Genomic DNA, 17,935 nt, shown 5'->3' with positions numbered 1-17,935 from the left:
GCGCGATCGCCAACACAGCCTCAATTATTTCGCTGCTATACCGTCGCGAAACGAGTCCAGAAATGTATTTGATGAGAAGCCGCTTGCTCGTACCGGTCAGCCGCGGCGTGCTCGGGTCTGCTCGGCACGGGCGGCGAGCGCGTCATCTGCCGGGTAAGCGATCTCGACGAGGCTGAGGCCGTGCGCCGGCATGACCGCGAACGCGCTCGTGCGCTCGCCTCCGGCGAGGATCGCGGCAAGCCGCGCCGGTTCCAGACGACCCTCGCCCACCGCGACCGCACCGCCGACAAGCGAGCGGACCATGCTGTGGCAGAAGGCGTCGGCCTGCACCGCGGCCGTGAGAGTGCCCTCGCCATCGCGACGCCACTCGAAGCGCTGCAGCGTCCGGATCGTCGTCGCCCCCTCGCGCGGCTTGCAATACGCCGCGAAGTCGTGGAGGCCGAGGAGCGCACCGGATGCCTCGGACATCGCGGTGTCGTCGAGCACGGCGCTCAGCCAGGCGGTGCGCCGACGCTGCACCGGGTCGCGGTTCTCCGGCGCATCCGAGATCCGGTACTCGTAATGTCGCCAGACCGCCGAGAATCTGGCGTCGAACCCCGCAGGCGCAACAGAACCGCGGTGCACGACGATGTCGCTGTCCGCGCCGAGGATGCCGTTCAGCCGGTAGGCGAGTGCGGCACCCGGATCGTCGGACAGCGCGCCGCGTACCGCGTAGAGCGCCTCGCGATGCGCTGCCGACAGGTCGAGGTGGGCGACCTGCGCCCGGGCGTGAACACCGGCATCCGTACGACCAGCGACGACGAGCAGCGGGGGGGCGCCCGCCTTGCGCAGCAGCACACCGAGCGCGTCCTCGAGCACGCCCTGCACAGTGCGGAGCCCGGGCTGCTTCGCCCAGCCGTTGAAGTCGGTGCCGTCATAGGCGAGGTCGAGGCGGATGCGCACGTCGCCGGATGCCTCGCTCACCCGTCCAGGTTAACGGCGAAGGCCCCGGCACCTTGCGGCGGCGGGGCCTTCATCAGGTGGCAGGATGCCTACTCGGCGGTCTCCTCGACCTCGGCGGCTTCGGCGGCCTCCTCGACGGCGCTCTCCTCCGCAGCGTCCTCGGCCGCGTTCTCCGCAGCCTCGGTCTCGACGGCGTCAGCGCTCTCCTCCGCCGACTCGGCCGGCGCGCCGGGCGCCTCCTCGACGGGGACGGCGACCGGCGCGACGGCCGCCGCACCGGCCTTCTTCACCGACGGCTTCTTCACAACCGGCTCGAGTACGAGCTCGATGACGGCCAGCGGCGCGTTGTCGCCCTTGCGGAAGCCGATCTTGGTGATACGGGTGTAGCCGCCCTCGCGTTCGGCGACGAGGGGTGCGATCTGCGTGAACAGCTCGTGCACGACGCTCTTGTCCTTGATCACCGCGAGAACGCGGCGACGGGCGTGCAGGTCACCGCGCTTGGCGAAGGTGACGAGACGCTCGGCGAGCGGGCGAAGGCGCTTGGCCTTCGCCTCGGTCGTCGTGATCGACTTGTGCGTGAACAGAGCGGCGGCCAGGTTCGCCAGCAGCAGGCGCTCGTGGGCCGGGCCGCCTCCGAGGCGGGGACCCTTCGTGGGCTTAGGCATGGTGGTGTCTCTCCGTCTTCAATCAGTAGTTCTCGTCGTCGGCGCCGCTGTAGAAGTGCGCGCCGTCGAAGCCGGGAACGGAGTCCTTCAGGGCAAGGCCCATCTCGGTCAGCTTGTCCTTGACCTCGTCCACCGACTTCTGGCCGAAGTTGCGGATGTTCATGAGCTGGTTCTCCGAGAGGGAGACGAGCTCGCTCACCGTGTTGATGCCCTCGCGCTTGAGGCAGTTGTAGGAGCGTACCGACAGGTCGAGATCCTCGATCGGCATCGACAACTCGAAGCTGAGAACGGCGTCCACCGGAGCGGGACCTATCTCGATGCCTTCCGCGGCGGTATTGAGTTCGCGAGCGAGGCCGAAGAGCTCGACGAGAGTGCGGCCGGCCGAAGCGAGGGCGTCGCGTGGACTGATCGCCGGCTTGGTCTCGACATCGACGACGAGGCGGTCGAAGTCGGTGCGCTCGCCGGCGCGGGTGGCCTCGACGCGATACGTGACCTTGAGGACCGGCGAATAGATGGAGTCGATCGGAACCTGGCCGGCCTCGCTGAACTCGTTGCGGTTCTGCTGGGCCGAGACGTAGCCGCGGCCGCGCTCGACGGTGAGTTCGACCTCGAGCTTCGCTTTGTCGTTGAGCGTCGCGATGACGAGCTCGGGGTTGTGGATCTCGACGCCGGCCGGTGCCGAGATGTCGGCGGCCGTCACCTCACCCGCGCCCTGCTTGCGCAGGTAGGCGGTGATGGGCTCATCGTGCTCGCTCGAGACGACGAGGCCCTTGATGTTGAGGATGATTTCGGTGACGTCCTCCTTCACGCCGGGCACCGTGCTGAACTCGTGCAGCACGCCGTCGATCCGGATGCTGGTCACGGCGGCGCCGGGGATCGACGACAGCAGGGTGCGGCGAAGGGAGTTGCCGAGCGTGTAACCGAAGCCCGGCTCAAGCGGCTCGATGACGAACTGCGAGCGGAACTCCGAGATCGTCTCCTCGGTCAGAGTGGGACGCTGTGCAATGAGCACTGTTTATTCCTTTCGGCCAGGGGACCGATATATGACCCCTGCGGGAGGTGGGTTGTTGAGTTGTCAAGAGTGGGCGGGCGCGGTGCTGCCGGTCGGGGTTCGACACGCGCCTGGAGCGCGCTGGCCTACCCGTGCGCGGGCTCGACGCTTCGCGTCACACCCTGCGGCGCTTCGGCGGGCGGCAGCCGTTGTGCGCCTGCGGAGTCACATCGTTGATGCTGCCGACCTCGAGGCCGGCAGCCTGGAGAGAGCGGATCGCGGTCTCCCGGCCCGACCCCGGACCCTTCACGAAGACGTCGACCTTCTTCATGCCGTGCTCCTGCGCTTCTCGGGCAGCCGCCTCGGCGGCGAGCTGAGCAGCGAACGGGGTCGACTTGCGCGAACCCTTGAAGCCGACACCGCCAGACGACTTCCAGCTGATGACGGCGCCAGTCGTGTCGGTGATCGAGACAATCGTGTTGTTGAAGGTGCTCTTGATGTGGGCCTGGCCCACGGCGATGTTCTTCTTCTCCTTGCGGCGCGGCTTGCGCGCGGCGCTGGAGGTCTTAGGTGCAGCCATGGTGTTCTCCTGAATCCTTCTCGTGCCGCGCGATTACTTGCGGCCGGCCTTCTTCTTGCCGGCGACGGTGCGCTTGGGGCCCTTGCGGGTGCGCGCGTTGGTCTTGGTGCGCTGGCCGTGGACCGGGAGTCCGCGACGGTGACGGATACCCTGATAGGAGCCGATCTCGACCTTGCGGCGGATGTCGGCGGCGACCTCGCGGCGGAGGTCGCCCTCGACCTTGAAGCTGCCTTCGATGTAGTCGCGGAGCGTGACCAACTGGTCGTCGGTGAGGTCCTTCACGCGGATGTCACCGGAGATGCCGGTGGCGGCAAGGGTCTGAAGAGACCGAGTGCGGCCGACACCGTAGATGTACGTCAGTGCGACCTCCACGCGCTTCTCGCGCGGAATGTCGACGCCTGCCAGACGTGCCATGGGGACTTACTCCTCTGGGTAAGTGGAGGTGTGAGACGGCGCCGGTGCCCGAGCCTCCAACTCGAGGTGTCCCGCTCCGAGGAGCGTTCTGGCGTCGCCGGGTGTGTTCAGTAGTGAAGCTTCGGGGACCTAGCCCTGGCGCTGTTTGTGACGCGGGTTGCTCGAGCAGATCACCATGACGCGGCCGTGGCGGCGGATGATCTTGCAGTGCTCGCAGATGCGCTTGACGCTGGGGTTGACCTTCATGTTGCTTTCCTTCGCTGTCTTCGTGCCCCGCGGGGGGCCGTTACTTGTGCAGCGGGCTCTTACTTGTAGCGATAGACGATGCGGCCGCGGGTGAGGTCGTATGGGCTCAACTCGACGATCACGCGGTCCTCGGGGAGGATTCGGATGTAGTGCTGGCGCATCTTGCCCGAGATGTGGGCGAGGACCTTGTGCCCGTTGGTCAACTCGACCCGGAACATGGCGTTCGGGAGAGCCTCGACCACAGACCCTTCGATCTCGATCACACCGTCTTTTTTGGCCATAGCCTCACTGTCGCTAAAAAGGTTGAGTCCGCTGTTCATGCGGGGATGATGGTGTCGACACGCCCGAAAGCGCGCGCCGTTGGAAGGGCGCGAGGCACCAAAGAGCTATCTTATGCGATTCGGACCGATGCTTCCAATCGGGCCGAGCCACGCCGCCTGCCGCTGGCGAGGTAACGACCCTGCGACCCGGTGGGCCGTCACCCCCGGGCCGCTAGTCGCGTCGTGCGAGGAGCGCGGCGTTGAGGCGATCCGTGAGATCGCGATCGACGGCGATATCCGCCTCGTCGACGCGTGTCACCGGAGTCGCGAGCTGCACGCTCGAGAGCAGCCAGACGCCGTCCGAATCCCGCAGCTGCGATGTCGGGACCAGCTTCTCGGCGGTCTCGAACCCCCACTCGGCGACCAAGGCGAAGACGCTGAGCTGGCTGGTGCCGAGCAGGATGCCGATGTCCGTGCGCGGGGTGACGATGCGGTTGCCCCGCCTGAGGATGACGCTCGACTGGGGTGCCTCCATGACGAACCCGTCCGAGGTGACGAAGATTGCGCCGTCCGCGCCGCGCCGGCGCGCCTCGCGGAGAGCCGCCATGTTGACGGCGTAGGAGAGCGTCTTGGCACCGGGCAGCAACCAGGGCGCGCGCTGCGCGGCGTCGCTCGGGTACCCGCGGTCGAGCGTGACGACGCGCAGCCCCGCAGTGCGCAGCGGGAACTCGCTGCCCGAGTCGGTCGCGGCGATCCAGCCGGTGGGCACCCCGGTGCCCTCGACGCCGCGCGTGAGAACGGTCTTGATGCCCCACTGGCTCGTCGTCGTGAGCCGGGCGGCGACGGACCTGATCGCGTCGCGCCACTGGGCCTGGTTCGGAGCGGGAAGATCGAGCAAGCGGGCGGATTCGGCGAAGCGCGCCATGTGCGTCTCGACAGCCTGGGGATACCCGGCGACGACGCCGAGGGTCTCGAAGATGCCATCGCCGCGCTGTGCGCCGAGGTCGGTCACCTGCAGGCTCGGCGTGCCGGGCGACACTTCCTGGATGGTTCCCGCCCAGCCCGACGCCGGTTCGGCGGCATCTGCAGCGGCCACGTCGACCATGAAAACCTTGGGGCTCACGCGGGGCGCACCGGCTCGATGCCGAAGGGCGCGAGGCCGGCCGCACCGCCGTCCTCGGCCGTGAGGACCCAGATGCCGTCGGCGTGGACTGCGACGGTGTGCTCCCAGTGCGAGGCGGCGCTGCCGTCCTCGGTGACGATGATCCAGCCGTCGCTGCGGATGTAGGTGTCGGCGCCGCCGAGCGTCACCATGGGCTCGATGCAGACGACGAGACCCGGCTTCACCTCGGGGCCGCGCTCACGTACCGCGTAGTTGAACACCGGCGGATCCTCGTGCATCCGCCTGCCGATGCCGTGGCCGACGTAGTCGGTGAGAATGCCGTACCGGCCCTGCGACAGGATGTAGTCCTCGATCTCCGCGCCGACCTCGTTGAGGTGCACCGCCCGCGACAGCGCCGCGATGCCGTGCCACAGGGACTGCTCCGTGACCCGGTTGAGCTCCTCGCGCTGGGCCGCGGTCGCGGAGTCACCGCCGGGAAGCACGAAGCTGCGCGCGGCGTCGCCGTTCCACCCCTCAGGGGAGATCGCGCCACTGTCGATCGACACGATGTCACCGGGCTCGAGCACCCGCGCCCCCGGGATCCCGTGGACGACCTCGTCGTTGATCGACGCGCAGATGGTGTGGAAGTAGCCGCGCTCGAGCGGGAAGTTGGGCTTGTCCCCCGCCGCCCGGATGGCCCGCTCGGCCGCGGCGTCGAGATCGAGCGTCGTGACGCCGACGAGGATCGCCGCCTCGACGGCGTCGAGGCTGGCCGCGGTCGCGAGGCCGGGTTCGACCATGAGACGCAGCTGCGCCGGCGACTTGTAGATGGAGCGGCGCACGCCGATCACGGGCTACTCCGCGGCCCGGATGCCCCGCTCGGCGAGGCCCTCGGAGATCCGCGCGGTAACGTCGTCGATCGCACCCAGGCCGTCGACGGCGACGAGCAGACCGCGCTCGCCGAAGAGCGAGAGCAGCGGCGCGGTCTCGCTCGCGTAGACGTCGAGCCGGTGACGGATGACCTCTTCGGAGTCGTCGCTGCGGCCCTGCTCCACGGCGCGCTTGAGCAGCCGGCTCACGACCTCGTCCGTCTCGGCCTCGAGCTGGATGACCGCGTCGAGCCGTGCGCCGCTCGCGGCGAGCAGCTCGTCGAGGAACGCCACCTGACCGGTGGTGCGCGGGTAGCCGTCGAGGAGGAATCCGTTCGCCGCGTCGGCCTCGGCGAGACGGTCGGCGACGATCCGGTTCGTGATCTCGTCGGGCACGTACTCGCCGCGCGCCGTGATCGCCTTCACCTCGAGCCCGAGCGGGGTCTCGTTCTTGATGTTGGCTCTGAAGATGTCACCGGTCGAAATGGCCGGTACGCCGTAGCGATCGGCGATGAACTGGGCCTGGGTGCCCTTGCCCGAGCCAGGCGGGCCGACGATGAGGAGACGCGCGCCGGTGGTCATCTAAGGAGCCCTTCGTAGTGACGCTGCTGGAGCTGCGAGTCGATCTGCTTGACCGTCTCGAGGCCGACGCCGACGATGATGAGGATCGACGTGCCGCCGAACATGAAGTTCTGGCTCGTGCCCAGCACTGCGAAGGCGATGAGCGGGATGAGCGCCACGAGTGCGAGGTAGATGGAACCGGGCAGCGTGATGCGGGTGAGCACGTAGTCAAGATACTCGGCGGTCGGGCGACCCGCACGGATGCCGGGGATGAAGCCGCCGTACGTCTTCATGTTGTCGGCGACCTCCTCCGGATTGAACGTGATCGCGACGTAGAAGTAGGTGAAGCCGATGATGAGCAGCGCGTAGAGCGCCATGTAGAACGGCCCGTCGCCCTTGGTGAGGTAGTTCGTCACCCAGGTGACCCACGCCGCGGGCTGCTGGCCGGCGGCCGGCTGGTTGAACTGGGCGATGAGCGCCGGCAGGTAGAGCAGCGAGGAGGCGAAGATCACCGGCACGACGCCGGCCATGTTCACCTTGATGGGGATGTAGGTGTTGTTGCCGCCGTAGGTGCGCCGACCGACCATGCGTTTCGCGTACTGCACGGGGATGCGCCGTTGCGACTGCTCGACGAACACGACGGCGGCGACGACGACGAGACCGATGGCGATGACGATGAGGAACATGCCGAAGCCCTTGGACTGCGCGACCGACCAGAGTGAGGTCGGGAACTGCGCGGCGATCGAGGTGAAGATGAGCAGCGACATTCCGTTGCCGATGCCGCGCTCGGTGACGAGCTCACCCATCCACATGATGAGGCCGGTGCCTGCCGTCATGGTGATGACCATGAGGAGGATCGCGTACCAGCTGCTGTTGGTGACGATGTGCCCGCACTCGTACGTGCTGTTCGTGCCGAACAGTGCGCCGCTGCGCGCCACGGTGACGAGCGTCGTCGACTGGAGGACGCCGAGCGCGATCGTGAGGTAGCGGGTGTACTGGGTGAGGCGGGCCTGGCCGGCCTGGCCCTCCTTGTACAGGGTCTCGAAGTGCGGAATGACCACTCGCAGGAGCTGCACGATGATCGACGAGGTGATGTAGGGCATGATGCCCAGCGCGAAGATCGAGAGCTTGAGGAGCGCACCGCCGCTGAAGAGGTTGATGAGCTCGTAGAGGCCCGTCGTACCCGCATTGGTGCCGAGGCAGGCCTGGACGTTGGCGAAGTTCACGAACGGCGACGGAATTACCGAGCCGAGGCGGAAGATCGCGATGATCGCAAGCGTGAAGAGGAGCTTCCTGCGCAGGTCGGGGGTGCGCAGGATCCGCGCGACGGCACTGAACAACGAACGATCCTGCTTTCCGAATAAGAGTCGGTCGTGGCTTTTCCGCAGAAAGGCCACCCCGCCGATCACTCTACCCAGCGCGTCCAGGCCTCACGGCACCGGTCGCCGCGACGACTACTTGATCTCGCCTCCGGCGGCGACGATCTTCTTCGAGGCCGTGCTCGAGACCCTGTCGACCGACACGGTGAGCTTCACCGCGATGTCGCCGTCGCCGAGGACCTTGACCAGCTCGTTCTTGCGGACCGCGCCCTTCGCCACGAGGTCTGCAACGGTGACGTCGCCGCCCTTCGGGTAGAGCTCGGCGAGCTTGGCCAGATTCACGACCTGGTACTCGGTGCGGAACGGGTTCTTGAAGCCGCGCAGCTTCGGCGCTCGCATCACGGAGTTGAGCTGGCCCCCCTGGAAGCCGGGCGCAACCTGGTAGCGGGCCTTGGTGCCCTTGGTGCCGCGGCCCGCGGTCTTGCCCTTCGAGCCCTCGCCGCGGCCGACGCGAGTGCGGTCCTTTCTGGCACCGGCTGCTGGACGGAGATGGTGGACCTTGAGCAGGCTCGCCTTCTCCGCCGTCTCGGCTGCCGTCTTGGGCGCAGCCTTCGGGGCGACGGCCTTGACCGTCGGCGTCTCGGCAGCGGCCTCGACCGACTTCTCGGCGGCCGCCTTCGCGGCCGGGGCCTTCGCAGTGGGCTCCGTTTTGGCACCGGCCTTCGGGGCGGCAGCCTTGGCCGTCGATGCGGCCTTGGGCGCCGCCGTCCTGGCGGCAGGCTTCTTGGCGGGCTCTGCCGCCGGCGTCTCGTCTGCCATTAGTCGATCTCCTCAACCTTCACCAGGTGGGCGACGGCGCGCACATAACCGCGGTTCTGCGCGTTGTCTTCACGGATCACCGTGTCGCCGATGCGCTTGAGACCGAGGCTGCGCAGCGTGTCGCGCTGGTTCTGCTTCTCACTGATTTTGGACTTGATCTGGGTCACCTTGATGCGGGCGGACATCAGGCACCTGCCTTCGCTGCAGCGGCAGCCTCGGCTGCCTGGACTTCGGCACGCAGCAGACGGGCCGGGGCGACCTCGTCGAAGTCGAGACCACGGCGGGCGGCGACGGCACGGGGCTCTTCGAGCTGCTTCAGGGCCGCAACGGTGGCGTGCACGATGTTAATGGTGTTCGACGACCCGAGCGACTTGCTCAGGATGTCGTGGATTCCGGCGCACTCGAGCACGGCGCGCACCGGGCCGCCGGCGATGACACCGGTACCGGCCGCGGCCGGACGAAGCAGCACGACACCGGCCGCGGCCTCGCCCTGCACCGGGTGCGGGATCGTGTTGCCGACGCGCGGCACGCGGAAGAAGTTCTTCTTCGCGTCCTCGACGCCCTTCGAGATCGCCAGCGGCACCTCGCGGGCCTTGCCATAGCCGACGCCCACCAGGCCACTGCCGTCGCCGACGACGACGAGGGCGGTGAAGCTGAAGCGGCGACCACCCTTCACGACCTTGGAGACACGGTTGATCGTGACGACGCGCTCGAGGAACTGACTCTTCTCGCTCTCGCGGCTGCCGCGGTCGCGGTTCGGACCGCGGTCGCGGCCACCACGGCGGCCGTCGCGGCCGTCGCGCACGGTCGTGTCGCTGCCTGCAGCGGTCTCGACCGGCTTCTCTTCGGTGGTCTCAGCCACAAACTGCTCCTCGTTGTTGGTAACGGCTTCTTCGCTCACAGCTCGAGCCCCCCTTCACGGGCGCCCTCGGCGATGGCCGCGACACGACCGGCGTACCGGTTGCCGCCGCGGTCGAACACAACGCTCTCGACACCGGCCTTCTTGGCACGCTCGGCGACGAGCTCGCCGACCTTGCGGGCCTTGGCGGTCTTGTCGCCGTCGAAGACGCGGAGGTCGGCCTCGAAGGTCGACGCCGAGGCCACGGTCTGGCCGATCGAGTCATCCACCACCTGGACGAAGATGTGACGCGCCGAGCGGGTCACGACGAGACGCGGGCGGACGGGGGTGCCGACGACCTTCTTGCGAAGGCGGCTGTGGCGGCGGTCGCGCCCGACGGACTTGCTGACGTTAGCCATGGTTACTTACCACTCTTTCCGGCCTTGCGGCGAACGACCTCGCCCGCGTAGCGGATGCCCTTGCCCTTGTAGGGCTCCGGCTTCTTGATCTTGCGGACATTGGCGGCGGTTTCGCCGACGAGCTGCTTGTCGATGCCGCTCACCGTGATCTTGTTGTTGCCCTCAACGTGGAAGGTGATGCCGGCGGGCGGGTCGACGGTGACGGGGTGCGAGAAGCCGAGCGCGAACTCGATCGCGCTGCCCTTCTGGGCGACGCGGTAGCCCGTGCCGACGATCTCGAGGTCCTTCTTGTAGCCCTCGGTGACGCCGATGATCTGGTTGTTGATCAAGGTACGGGTCAGACCGTGGAGCGAGCGCGAGAGGCGCTCGTCGTCCGGACGGGTGACGAGGACACGATGCTCGTCGATCGCCACGGCGATGGGCTGGGCCACGGTGAGCGAGAGCTCGCCCTTCGGGCCCTTGACAGTGACAGCCTGGCCGTCGATCTTCACATCGACACCCGACGGGATGCTGATGGGCAGTCGTCCGATACGCGACATCTCAGATCACCACACGTAGGCGAGGACTTCCCCGCCGACGCCCTTCTTCTCGGCCTGACGGTCCGTGAGGAGACCGGAGGAGGTGGACAGGATGGCGACGCCGAGGCCGCCGAGCACCGTGGGGAGCTCGGTCGACTTCGCGTACACGCGCAGGCCGGGCTTCGACACGCGCTTGATGCCGGCGATGGAGCGCTCGCGGTTGGGGCCGAACTTGAGGCTCAGCGTGAGCGTCTTGCCGACGCGAGCGTCCGACACCGACCAGTCGGCGATGTAGCCCTCAGCCTTGAGGATGTCGGCGATGGTCACCTTGAGCTTGGAATGCGGCATCGACACGGAGTCGTGGAACGCGGAGTTCGCGTTGCGCAGCCGGGTCAGCATGTCTGCGACCGGGTCTGTCATCATCATTTCGGTTGTTTCCTTTGTTCACCAGGTTTCGCCGGCCGTTACACGAAACGGCGACCTGTGGTGGATGGAGGTGGTGCTAGTCGTTGGACTTGAAGGGGAAGCCGAGTTGGCGCAGCAGGGCGCGGCCCTCGTCATCCGTCCTGGCCGTGGTCACGACGGTGATGTCGAAACCGCGGACGCGGTCGATCTTGTCCTGGTCGATCTCGTGGAACACGGACTGCTCCTGGAGGCCGAAGGTGTAGTTGCCGTTGCCGTCGAACTGGCGGTCGCTGAGGCCGCGGAAGTCGCGAATGCGCGGCAGCGCCAGCGAGAGCAGACGGTCGAGGAATTCCCAGGCGCGGTCGCCGCGGAGGGTGACGTGGGCGCCGATGGGCTGGCCCTCGCGCAGCTTGAACTGCGCGATGGACTTGCGGGCGCGCGTCACCTGCGGCTTCTGGCCGGTGATCTTCGTGAGGTCGGCGATGGCGCCGTCGATGATCTTGCCGTCGCGAGCGGCCTCGCCGACGCCGGTGTTCACGACGATCTTCACCAGGCCGGGAACCTGGTGCGGGTTCGCGAAACCGAACTGCTCCTTGAGAGCAGGAATGATCTCGCTGCGGTACTTCTGCTTGAGGCGCGGCTGGTAGGTGCCAGCCTGCGCGGCAGTTGCGGTGCTCATTAGATGTCCTTGCCCGACTTCTTCGCGTAGCGGACGCGAACGGTCGTGGTGACGCCGTCCTTGACGACCTTCTCGACGCGGTGGCCGACGCGAGTCGGCTTCTTCGTCTCAGGGTCGACGACGGCGACGTTCGAGATGTGGATGGGAGCCTCGACGGTTTCGATGCCGCCGGTCTTCGAGCCGCGCTGCGTCTCGCCGACCTTGATGTGCCGCTTGACGTAGTTGACGCCCTCGACGACGACGCGGTTCTGCTCGACGAGGACCTCGAGGACCTTGCCCTGCTTGCCGCGGTCGCCGCCACGAGCCTCCGTGGCGCCCGAGATGACCTGGACGAGATCGCCCTTCTTGATGTTCGCCATGGCTACAGCACCTCCGGGGCGAGCGAAATGATCTTCATGAACTTCTTGTCGCGCAGCTCGCGCCCGACCGGGCCGAAGATGCGCGTGCCGCGAGGGTCGCCGTCGTTCTTGATGATGACGGCGGCGTTCTCGTCGAACTTGATGTAGGAGCCGTCCGAACGACGGGTCTCCTTCACGGTGCGCACGACAACCGCCTTGACGACTTCGCCTTTCTTGACGTTGCCGCCGGGGATGGCGTCCTTGACCGTGGCCACGATGATGTCGCCGAGGCCGGCATAGCGGCGGCTCGAGCCGCCCATCACGCGGATCGTGAGGAGTTCCTTCGCGCCGGTGTTGTCGGCGACGCGGAGCCGGGTTTCCTGCTGGATCATTACTTCGCCTTTTCCAGGATCTCGACCAGACGCCAGCGCTTCGATGCCGAGAGCGGACGGGTCTCGTTGATGAGGACGAGGTCGCCGATGCCGGCGGCGCCGGACTCGTCGTGCGCCTTGACCTTCTTCGTCGTGCGGATGACCTTGCCGTACAGCGCGTGCTTCTTGCGGTCCTCGACCTCGACGACGATGGTCTTCTCCATCTTGTCGCTGACGACGTAGCCGCGAACGGTCTTGCGGTAGCCACGCGCGACAGCGGGGGACACGGCCTCCGCCTTCGCGGCGGCCGGCTTCTTCGCCGCGGTCTTCGGGGCAGCCCCGGTGGCGGTCTCAGCCATGGCTACACCTCCTTCGTCTCAGTGTCGCTCTCGGTCGCCTCAGCGGCGGCAGCGGCCTTCTTGGTGCTCTTCTTGGCGGGCTTCGCCTCGGCCGGGATCGGGACGGCGCGGATGCCGAGCTCGCGCTCGCGCAGCACCGTGTAGATGCGGGCGATGTCGCGCTTGACCGCACGGAGGCGGCCGTGGCTCTCGAGCTGGCCGGTGGCCGACTGGAAGCGCAGGTTGAACAGCTCTTCCTTGGCCTTCTTCAGCTCCTCGCCGAGACGGGCCTCGTCAAACATGTCGAGCTCGGTGGAACCGAGCTCCTTGGTACCGACGGCCATTACGCGTCACCCTCCTCGCGCTTGATGATGCGTGCCTTGAGAGGCAGCTTGTGGATGGCGCGGCTGAGCGCCTCGCGAGCGAGCTGCTCGTTGACACCGGCCACCTCGAACAGGACGCGACCCGGCTTGACGTTCGCGACCCACCACTCGGGCGAGCCCTTGCCGGAACCCATGCGGGTCTCGGCGGGCTTCTTGGTCAGCGGGCGGTCCGGGTAGATGTTGATCCAGACCTTGCCGCCGCGCTTGATGTGGCGGGTCATGGCGATACGCGCCGCCTCGATCTGCCGGTTGGTCACGTAGGCAGGCGTGATGGCCTGGATGCCGTACTCGCCGAAGCTGACCTTCGTGCCACCAGTGGCCTGGCCGTCACGGCCGGGGTGGTGCTGCTTGCGGTGCTTGACCCTGCGGGGAATCAGCATTATGCCGTCGCTCCTTCCGCGATCGGGGCCTCGGTACGCGGGCCGCGACGGGGGCGGTCGGTGCGGCCGCTCGGCTTCGAGGCCTGCTCGCGCGCGAGTTCCTTGTTGGTGATGTCGCCCTTGTAGATCCACACCTTGACGCCGATGCGGCCGTAGGTCGTCTTCGCCTCGTAGAAGCCGTAGTCGATGTTCGCGCGGAGGGTGTGCAGCGGAACGCGGCCCTCGCGGTAGAACTCCGAACGACTCATCTCGGCGCCGCCGAGGCGGCCGGAGACCTGGACGCGGACGCCCTTGGCGCCAGCGCGCTGCGCACCCTGCAAGCCCTTGCGCATCGCGCGGCGGAAGGCCACGCGGGCGGAGAGCTGCTCGGCGATGCCCTGCGCGACGAGCTGGGCCTCGGCCTCGGGGTTCTTGACCTCGAGGATGTTGAGCAGGATCTGCTTGCCGGTGAGCTTCTCGAGGTCGGTGCGGATGCGCTCGGCCTCGGCGCCGCGGCGGCCGATCACGATGCCCGGGCGGGCAGTGTGGATGTCGACGCGGACGCGGTCGCGGGTGCGCTCGATCTCGATGCGCGCCACGCCGGCGCGGTCGAGCGTCGACTGCAGCAGCTGGCGGATTCTGATGTCCTCGGCCACATAGTCGGCGTAGCGCTGACCGGGCTTCGTCGAGTCGGAGAACCAGCGCGACCGGTGGTCGGTGGTGATTCCGAGTCGGAAGCCGTAGGGGTTGACCTTCTGACCCATTACTTCGTCCCCTCTTCGGGAGTCGCCAAGACCACTGTGATGTGGCTGGTGCGCTTGTTGATGCGGAAGGCACGGCCCTGGGCGCGCGGCTGGAATCGCTTGAGGGTGGTTCCCTCATCGACGAAGGCGCGGCTCACGTAGAGGTCCTGCTCATCCAGGTACTGGTTCGAGGCGTCGGCCTTGACCCGCGCGTTGGCGATGGCCGAGGCGACGAGCTTGTAGACCGGCTCGCTCGCACCCTGCGGGGCGAACTTCAGGATGGCCAGTGCCTCCTGAGCCTGCTTGCCGCGAATGAGGTCGACGACACGACGAGCCTTCTGAGGCGTGATGCGGATGTGTCGCACACGGGCGATCGACTCCACCATTTCTCTCTCCTCCTTACGCCACCGCTATCAGCGGCGGCGACCCTTCTTGTCGTCCTTCTCGTGACCGCGGAAGGTGCGGGTGGGTGCGAACTCGCCCAGCTTGTGGCCGACCATCGTCTCGGTGACGAACACCGGGATGTGCTTGCGACCGTCGTGCACCGCGATGGTGTGTCCGAGCATGGCCGGGATGATCATCGATCGGCGCGACCAGGTCTTGATGACGACCTTGGTGCTGGCCTCGTTCTGGCGAACCACCTTCTGAAGCAGGTGCTCGTCGACGAAGGGACCCTTCTTGAGACTGCGTGGCATCTTCGTGAACTCCTACTTGCGCTTCTTGCCGGCGGTACGGCGGCGAACGATGAGCTTGTCGCTCTCGAGGTTGCGATGGCGCGTACGGCCTTCCTTCTGACCCCACGGAGAGACAGGGTGGCGACCACCGGAAGTCTTGCCCTCGCCACCACCGTGCGGGTGGTCGATCGGGTTCATCGCGACGCCGCGGACGGTCGGACGGACGCCCTTCCAGCGCAGGCGGCCGGCCTTGCCCCAGTTGATGTTCGACTGCTCGGCGTTGCCGACCTCGCCGATGGTGGCACGGCAGCGAGCATCCACGTTGCGGATCTCGCCCGAAGGCAGGCGGAGCTGCGCGTACGGGCCGTCCTTGGCGACGAGGCGCACCGAGGCGCCCGCGCTGCGGGCCATCTTCGCGCCGCCGCCCGGCTTGAGTTCGATCGCGTGGATGACCGTACCGGTCGGGATGTTGCGCAGCGGCAGGTTGTTGCCCGGCTTGATGTCGGCGCTCGCGCCCTGCTCGATCACATCGCCCTGCTTGAGGCCGTTCGGCGCGAGGATGTAGCGCTTCGTGCCGTCGACGTAGTGCAGCAGCGCGATGCGGGCCGTGCGGTTCGGGTCGTACTCGATGTGCGCGACCGTGGCGTTCACGCCGTCCTTGTCGCCTCGACGGAAGTCGATAACGCGGTACTGGCGCTTGTGACCGCCGCCGATGTGGCGGGTGGTGATGCGACCCTGGTTGTTGCGACCGCCGGTCTTGGAGATCGGGCGCAGCAGCGACTTCTCGGGAGTCGAACGGGTGATCTCGGCGAAGTCGGCGACCGAGGAGCCGCGACGGCTCGGGGTCGTGGGCTTGTACTTGCGAATAGCCATTTCTCTTCCTTCGCTCCTAGCCGACGGCCGTGAAGATGTCGATGGAACCGGACTTGAGGGTGACGATGGCGCGCTTGGTGTCCTTGCGTTTGCCGATGCCGAACTTGGTGCGTTGCGTCTTGCCCGGCCGGTTGAGGGTGTTCACCGAGGCGACCTTGACCGAGAAGATCGACTCGATGGCGAGCTTGATCTCGGTCTTGTTCGAGCGCGGGTCGACGAGAAACGTGTACTTGCCCTCGTCGATGAGCCCGTAGCTCTTCTCGCTCACGATCGGCGCGATGATGACATCGCGCGGGTCCTTGTTGGCAGCCATTACGCGGTCACCTCTTCCTTCTTGGTCTTCGCGGCCACGAAGGTCTCGTAGGCGGCCTTCGTGAACACGACGGCGTCGCTGTTGAGGACGTCGTACGCGTTGAGCTGGCCGGCGTCGAGGACGTGGACCGTCGGGAGGTTGCGGACGCTCAGCCAGCCGGCCTCGTCGGCCGCGTGGAGCACGACGAGGACGTTCTTGGCGTCGGTCAGGCTGCCCAGCAGCGCGACGGCCGCCTTGGTCGACGGCGTCTCGCCGACGATGGCCTCGACGACGAAGAGACGGCCGGCGCGGGCGCGGTCGGACAGCGTGCCGAGGAGAGCGGCGGCGATCATCTTCTTGGGAGTGCGCTGCGCGTAGCTGCGCGGCACCGGACCGTGGACGACGCCACCGCCGGTGTGCTCCGGCGCACGCACCGAGCCCTGGCGGCTGCGGCCGGTGCCCTTCTGCTTGAAGGGCTTGCGGCCCGCACCCGAGACCTCGCCGCGGTTCTTGGTCTTGTGCGTGCCCTGGCGGGCAGCAGCAAGCTGCGCGACGACGACCTGGTGGATGAGCGGGACGTTGGTCTGGACGTCGAAGAACTCGGCGGGCAACTCGACCGAGCCGGCCTTCTTGCCCTTGGCGTCGACGATATCGAGAGCGGTCATGGCTAGGCCCCCTTCACGGCGTTGCGAACGAACACGATGCGGCCGCGCGCGCCGGGAACGGCGCCCTTGACCAGCAGCAGGCCCTTCTCGGCGTCGACCGAGTGGACCGTCAGGTTGAGGACCGTGACGCGCTCAGCGCCCATGCGGCCCGCCATCCGCATGCCCTTGAAGACACGCGACGGGGTCGAGGACGCGCCGATCGAGCCCGGCTTGCGGTGGTTGCGGTGCGAACCGTGCGAGGACGAGACACCCTTGAAGTTGTGGCGCTTCATCACGCCCGCGGTGCCCTTGCCCTTGGAGGTGCCGACCACGTCGACGAGCTGGCCCGCAGCGAAGGTCGCGTCGACCGTGAGCTCCTGGCCGGGCTCGTACGAGCCGGCGTCGGCGGTGCGGACCTCGGTCAGGTGGCGGCGCGGAGTCACGCCGGCGGCCTCGAAGTGGCCGGAGGCGGGCTTGTTGACCTTGCGCGGGTCGATCTGGCCGTAAGCGATCTGGACGGCGCTGTAGCCGTCGCGCTCGGGCGTGCGGATCTGCGTGACGACGTTCGGAGTGATCTCGACGACGGTCACCGGGACGAGCTTGTTGTTCTCGTCCCAGACCTGGGTCATGCCGAGCTTCTTGCCGAGCAGGCCCTTGACGTTCTTGGTGTGCGCAGACATCGGATCCGCCCCCCTACAGCTTGATCTCGATGTTGACCTCGGCCGGGAGGTCGAGGCGCATGAGCGAATCGACGGCCTTGGGGGTCGGGTCGATGATGTCGATGAGGCGCTTGTGCGTGCGCTTCTCGAACTGCTCGCGGCTGTCCTTGTACTTGTGCGGCGAACGGATGACGACCACCACGTTCTTCTCCGTCGGAAGCGGCACGGGGCCAACGACCGTTGCACCCGCGCGGGTCACGGTGTCGACGATCTTGCGCGCCGAGGTGTCGATGACCTCGTGGTCATACGACTTCAGTCGAATGCGGATCTTCTGCCCCGCCATCGCTGTCTCGCTCTCTTGTCGGGCGTCGTACGCCCCGCCCTCTCGGACGAGTCGCATTGGACGCGTTCTGCACCGGCCGGACTACCGGCCGATGCCGCACTACACATAGGTAGCCGCTGTTTCGTTTTCAACTCACGCCAGAAGACCGGGCGCAGATCACCTGCGCTCGATCTGATGTCGGCTTGAGCGATGTCCTGCTGCCTGCGGCCTAGCCTGACTCCGAAGAAGGAAGGGCTATGCACTGCCTGGCAGTGATCCGACTCGAAGGCCGGAGTGTTGAACCGTATAAGC

Annotated in this window: 31 protein-coding genes; all 31 read right to left on the bottom strand. The window is 67.2% G+C overall.

Features of this window, described 5'->3' with window-relative positions; translation table 11 throughout:
- Nucleotides 1-96: 96 nt before the first annotated feature.
- Nucleotides 97-963 (bottom strand): tRNA pseudouridine synthase A, encoded by an 867-nt coding sequence (locus tag M7D61_RS00745; protein WP_298226594.1) that lies wholly within the window; start codon nucleotides 961-963, stop codon nucleotides 97-99.
- Nucleotides 964-1,031: 68 nt separating this feature from the next.
- Entirely contained in the window at nucleotides 1,032-1,607 is a 576-nt protein-coding gene (rplQ, locus tag M7D61_RS00740) for a 50S ribosomal protein L17 (RefSeq protein WP_298226592.1), read from the bottom strand.
- Nucleotides 1,608-1,629: 22 nt separating this feature from the next.
- Nucleotides 1,630-2,619 (bottom strand): DNA-directed RNA polymerase subunit alpha, encoded by a 990-nt coding sequence (locus tag M7D61_RS00735; protein ID WP_298226590.1) that lies wholly within the window; start codon nucleotides 2,617-2,619, stop codon nucleotides 1,630-1,632.
- 154 nt (nucleotides 2,620-2,773) lie between these two features.
- Nucleotides 2,774-3,178: a 30S ribosomal protein S11 gene (gene rpsK, locus M7D61_RS00730; RefSeq protein ID WP_298226588.1), complete on the bottom strand. Its 405-nt coding sequence runs from the start codon at nucleotides 3,176-3,178 to the stop codon at nucleotides 2,774-2,776.
- A 33-nt stretch (nucleotides 3,179-3,211) separates the two neighbouring features.
- A complete protein-coding gene (gene rpsM / locus M7D61_RS00725; protein WP_298226586.1) occupies nucleotides 3,212-3,592 on the bottom strand; it encodes a 30S ribosomal protein S13 in 381 nt (126 codons plus the stop codon).
- A 129-nt stretch (nucleotides 3,593-3,721) separates the two neighbouring features.
- Complete coding sequence (gene rpmJ, locus M7D61_RS00720; protein WP_298226584.1) at nucleotides 3,722-3,838, bottom strand: 50S ribosomal protein L36; 117 nt, start codon at nucleotides 3,836-3,838, stop codon at nucleotides 3,722-3,724.
- 59 nt (nucleotides 3,839-3,897) lie between these two features.
- Nucleotides 3,898-4,119: a translation initiation factor IF-1 gene (infA, locus tag M7D61_RS00715; protein ID WP_021759551.1), complete on the bottom strand. Its 222-nt coding sequence runs from the start codon at nucleotides 4,117-4,119 to the stop codon at nucleotides 3,898-3,900.
- A gap of 211 nt (nucleotides 4,120-4,330) precedes the next feature.
- On the bottom strand, nucleotides 4,331-5,221 hold the full coding sequence (locus M7D61_RS00710; RefSeq protein ID WP_366083705.1) for an aminotransferase class IV: 891 nt from the start codon (nucleotides 5,219-5,221) through the stop codon (nucleotides 4,331-4,333).
- Nucleotides 5,218-6,048: a type I methionyl aminopeptidase gene (gene map / locus M7D61_RS00705; RefSeq protein ID WP_298226750.1), complete on the bottom strand. Its 831-nt coding sequence runs from the start codon at nucleotides 6,046-6,048 to the stop codon at nucleotides 5,218-5,220. The genes M7D61_RS00710 and map overlap by 4 nt, the downstream gene beginning before the upstream one ends.
- A gap of 6 nt (nucleotides 6,049-6,054) precedes the next feature.
- Nucleotides 6,055-6,651: an adenylate kinase gene (locus M7D61_RS00700; protein WP_298226581.1), complete on the bottom strand. Its 597-nt coding sequence runs from the start codon at nucleotides 6,649-6,651 to the stop codon at nucleotides 6,055-6,057.
- Nucleotides 6,648-7,970, bottom strand: a complete 1,323-nt coding sequence (gene secY / locus M7D61_RS00695; protein ID WP_298226579.1) for a preprotein translocase subunit SecY — start codon at nucleotides 7,968-7,970, stop codon at nucleotides 6,648-6,650. The genes M7D61_RS00700 and secY overlap by 4 nt, the downstream gene beginning before the upstream one ends.
- A 114-nt stretch (nucleotides 7,971-8,084) precedes the next feature.
- Nucleotides 8,085-8,768: a 50S ribosomal protein L15 gene (gene rplO / locus M7D61_RS00690; RefSeq protein WP_298226578.1), complete on the bottom strand. Its 684-nt coding sequence runs from the start codon at nucleotides 8,766-8,768 to the stop codon at nucleotides 8,085-8,087.
- Complete coding sequence (gene rpmD, locus M7D61_RS00685; RefSeq protein ID WP_298226576.1) at nucleotides 8,768-8,953, bottom strand: 50S ribosomal protein L30; 186 nt, start codon at nucleotides 8,951-8,953, stop codon at nucleotides 8,768-8,770. Before rpmD ends, rplO begins: the two co-directional genes overlap by 1 nt.
- Entirely contained in the window at nucleotides 8,953-9,630 is a 678-nt protein-coding gene (rpsE, locus tag M7D61_RS00680; RefSeq protein ID WP_298226574.1) for a 30S ribosomal protein S5, read from the bottom strand. Before rpsE ends, rpmD begins: the two co-directional genes overlap by 1 nt.
- A 35-nt stretch (nucleotides 9,631-9,665) precedes the next feature.
- Nucleotides 9,666-10,025: a 50S ribosomal protein L18 gene (gene rplR, locus M7D61_RS00675; RefSeq protein WP_298226572.1), complete on the bottom strand. Its 360-nt coding sequence runs from the start codon at nucleotides 10,023-10,025 to the stop codon at nucleotides 9,666-9,668.
- Between the two features lie 2 nt (nucleotides 10,026-10,027).
- Complete coding sequence (rplF, locus tag M7D61_RS00670) at nucleotides 10,028-10,564, bottom strand: 50S ribosomal protein L6 (RefSeq protein ID WP_298226570.1); 537 nt, start codon at nucleotides 10,562-10,564, stop codon at nucleotides 10,028-10,030.
- Nucleotides 10,565-10,570: 6 nt separating this feature from the next.
- Nucleotides 10,571-10,969, bottom strand: coding sequence for a 30S ribosomal protein S8 (gene rpsH, locus M7D61_RS00665; RefSeq protein WP_298226567.1), 399 nt, complete (start codon nucleotides 10,967-10,969; stop codon nucleotides 10,571-10,573).
- Between the two features lie 76 nt (nucleotides 10,970-11,045).
- Complete coding sequence (gene rplE / locus M7D61_RS00660) at nucleotides 11,046-11,627, bottom strand: 50S ribosomal protein L5 (protein ID WP_298226565.1); 582 nt, start codon at nucleotides 11,625-11,627, stop codon at nucleotides 11,046-11,048.
- Nucleotides 11,627-11,986: a 50S ribosomal protein L24 gene (gene rplX, locus M7D61_RS00655; RefSeq protein ID WP_298226563.1), complete on the bottom strand. Its 360-nt coding sequence runs from the start codon at nucleotides 11,984-11,986 to the stop codon at nucleotides 11,627-11,629. The genes rplE and rplX overlap by 1 nt, the downstream gene beginning before the upstream one ends.
- Nucleotides 11,987-11,988: 2 nt before the next feature.
- The gene (rplN, locus tag M7D61_RS00650) at nucleotides 11,989-12,357 is read right to left on the bottom strand and encodes a 50S ribosomal protein L14 (protein ID WP_298226561.1); all 369 of its coding nucleotides are present in this window, start codon (nucleotides 12,355-12,357) and stop codon (nucleotides 11,989-11,991) included.
- On the bottom strand, nucleotides 12,357-12,695 hold the full coding sequence (rpsQ, locus tag M7D61_RS00645) for a 30S ribosomal protein S17 (protein ID WP_298226559.1): 339 nt from the start codon (nucleotides 12,693-12,695) through the stop codon (nucleotides 12,357-12,359). The genes rplN and rpsQ overlap by 1 nt, the downstream gene beginning before the upstream one ends.
- 2 nt (nucleotides 12,696-12,697) lie before the next feature.
- Complete coding sequence (rpmC, locus tag M7D61_RS00640; protein ID WP_298226557.1) at nucleotides 12,698-13,018, bottom strand: 50S ribosomal protein L29; 321 nt, start codon at nucleotides 13,016-13,018, stop codon at nucleotides 12,698-12,700.
- Nucleotides 13,018-13,437: a 50S ribosomal protein L16 gene (gene rplP, locus M7D61_RS00635; protein WP_298226554.1), complete on the bottom strand. Its 420-nt coding sequence runs from the start codon at nucleotides 13,435-13,437 to the stop codon at nucleotides 13,018-13,020. Before rplP ends, rpmC begins: the two co-directional genes overlap by 1 nt.
- Nucleotides 13,437-14,180, bottom strand: coding sequence for a 30S ribosomal protein S3 (gene rpsC / locus M7D61_RS00630; protein ID WP_298226552.1), 744 nt, complete (start codon nucleotides 14,178-14,180; stop codon nucleotides 13,437-13,439). The genes rplP and rpsC overlap by 1 nt, the downstream gene beginning before the upstream one ends.
- A complete protein-coding gene (rplV, locus tag M7D61_RS00625) occupies nucleotides 14,180-14,545 on the bottom strand; it encodes a 50S ribosomal protein L22 (protein WP_298226549.1) in 366 nt (121 codons plus the stop codon). The genes rpsC and rplV overlap by 1 nt, the downstream gene beginning before the upstream one ends.
- A 27-nt stretch (nucleotides 14,546-14,572) precedes the next feature.
- Nucleotides 14,573-14,854, bottom strand: coding sequence for a 30S ribosomal protein S19 (gene rpsS / locus M7D61_RS00620; RefSeq protein ID WP_298226547.1), 282 nt, complete (start codon nucleotides 14,852-14,854; stop codon nucleotides 14,573-14,575).
- Nucleotides 14,855-14,866: 12 nt separating this feature from the next.
- Nucleotides 14,867-15,706, bottom strand: a complete 840-nt coding sequence (rplB, locus tag M7D61_RS00615; protein ID WP_298226545.1) for a 50S ribosomal protein L2 — start codon at nucleotides 15,704-15,706, stop codon at nucleotides 14,867-14,869.
- Between the two features lie 16 nt (nucleotides 15,707-15,722).
- Nucleotides 15,723-16,019 (bottom strand): 50S ribosomal protein L23, encoded by a 297-nt coding sequence (gene rplW / locus M7D61_RS00610; RefSeq protein WP_298226543.1) that lies wholly within the window; start codon nucleotides 16,017-16,019, stop codon nucleotides 15,723-15,725.
- Nucleotides 16,019-16,663, bottom strand: coding sequence for a 50S ribosomal protein L4 (gene rplD, locus M7D61_RS00605; protein ID WP_298226541.1), 645 nt, complete (start codon nucleotides 16,661-16,663; stop codon nucleotides 16,019-16,021). Before rplD ends, rplW begins: the two co-directional genes overlap by 1 nt.
- Before the next feature lie 2 nt (nucleotides 16,664-16,665).
- Nucleotides 16,666-17,322 carry a 50S ribosomal protein L3 gene (rplC, locus tag M7D61_RS00600; RefSeq protein ID WP_298226540.1) on the bottom strand — a complete coding sequence of 219 codons (657 nt, stop codon included), beginning with the start codon at nucleotides 17,320-17,322 and terminating at the stop codon, nucleotides 16,666-16,668.
- Nucleotides 17,323-17,335: 13 nt separating this feature from the next.
- Entirely contained in the window at nucleotides 17,336-17,644 is a 309-nt protein-coding gene (rpsJ, locus tag M7D61_RS00595) for a 30S ribosomal protein S10 (RefSeq protein ID WP_298226538.1), read from the bottom strand.
- Nucleotides 17,645-17,935 lie beyond the last annotated feature (291 nt).

It is taken from the genome of Gryllotalpicola sp. (assembly GCF_027352875.1).
In the GTDB taxonomy this organism is placed as follows: domain Bacteria; phylum Actinomycetota; class Actinomycetes; order Actinomycetales; family Microbacteriaceae; genus Gryllotalpicola.
Note: the sequence above shows the minus strand (reverse complement) of the source record. Positions and strands in the feature narration are given on the sequence as shown.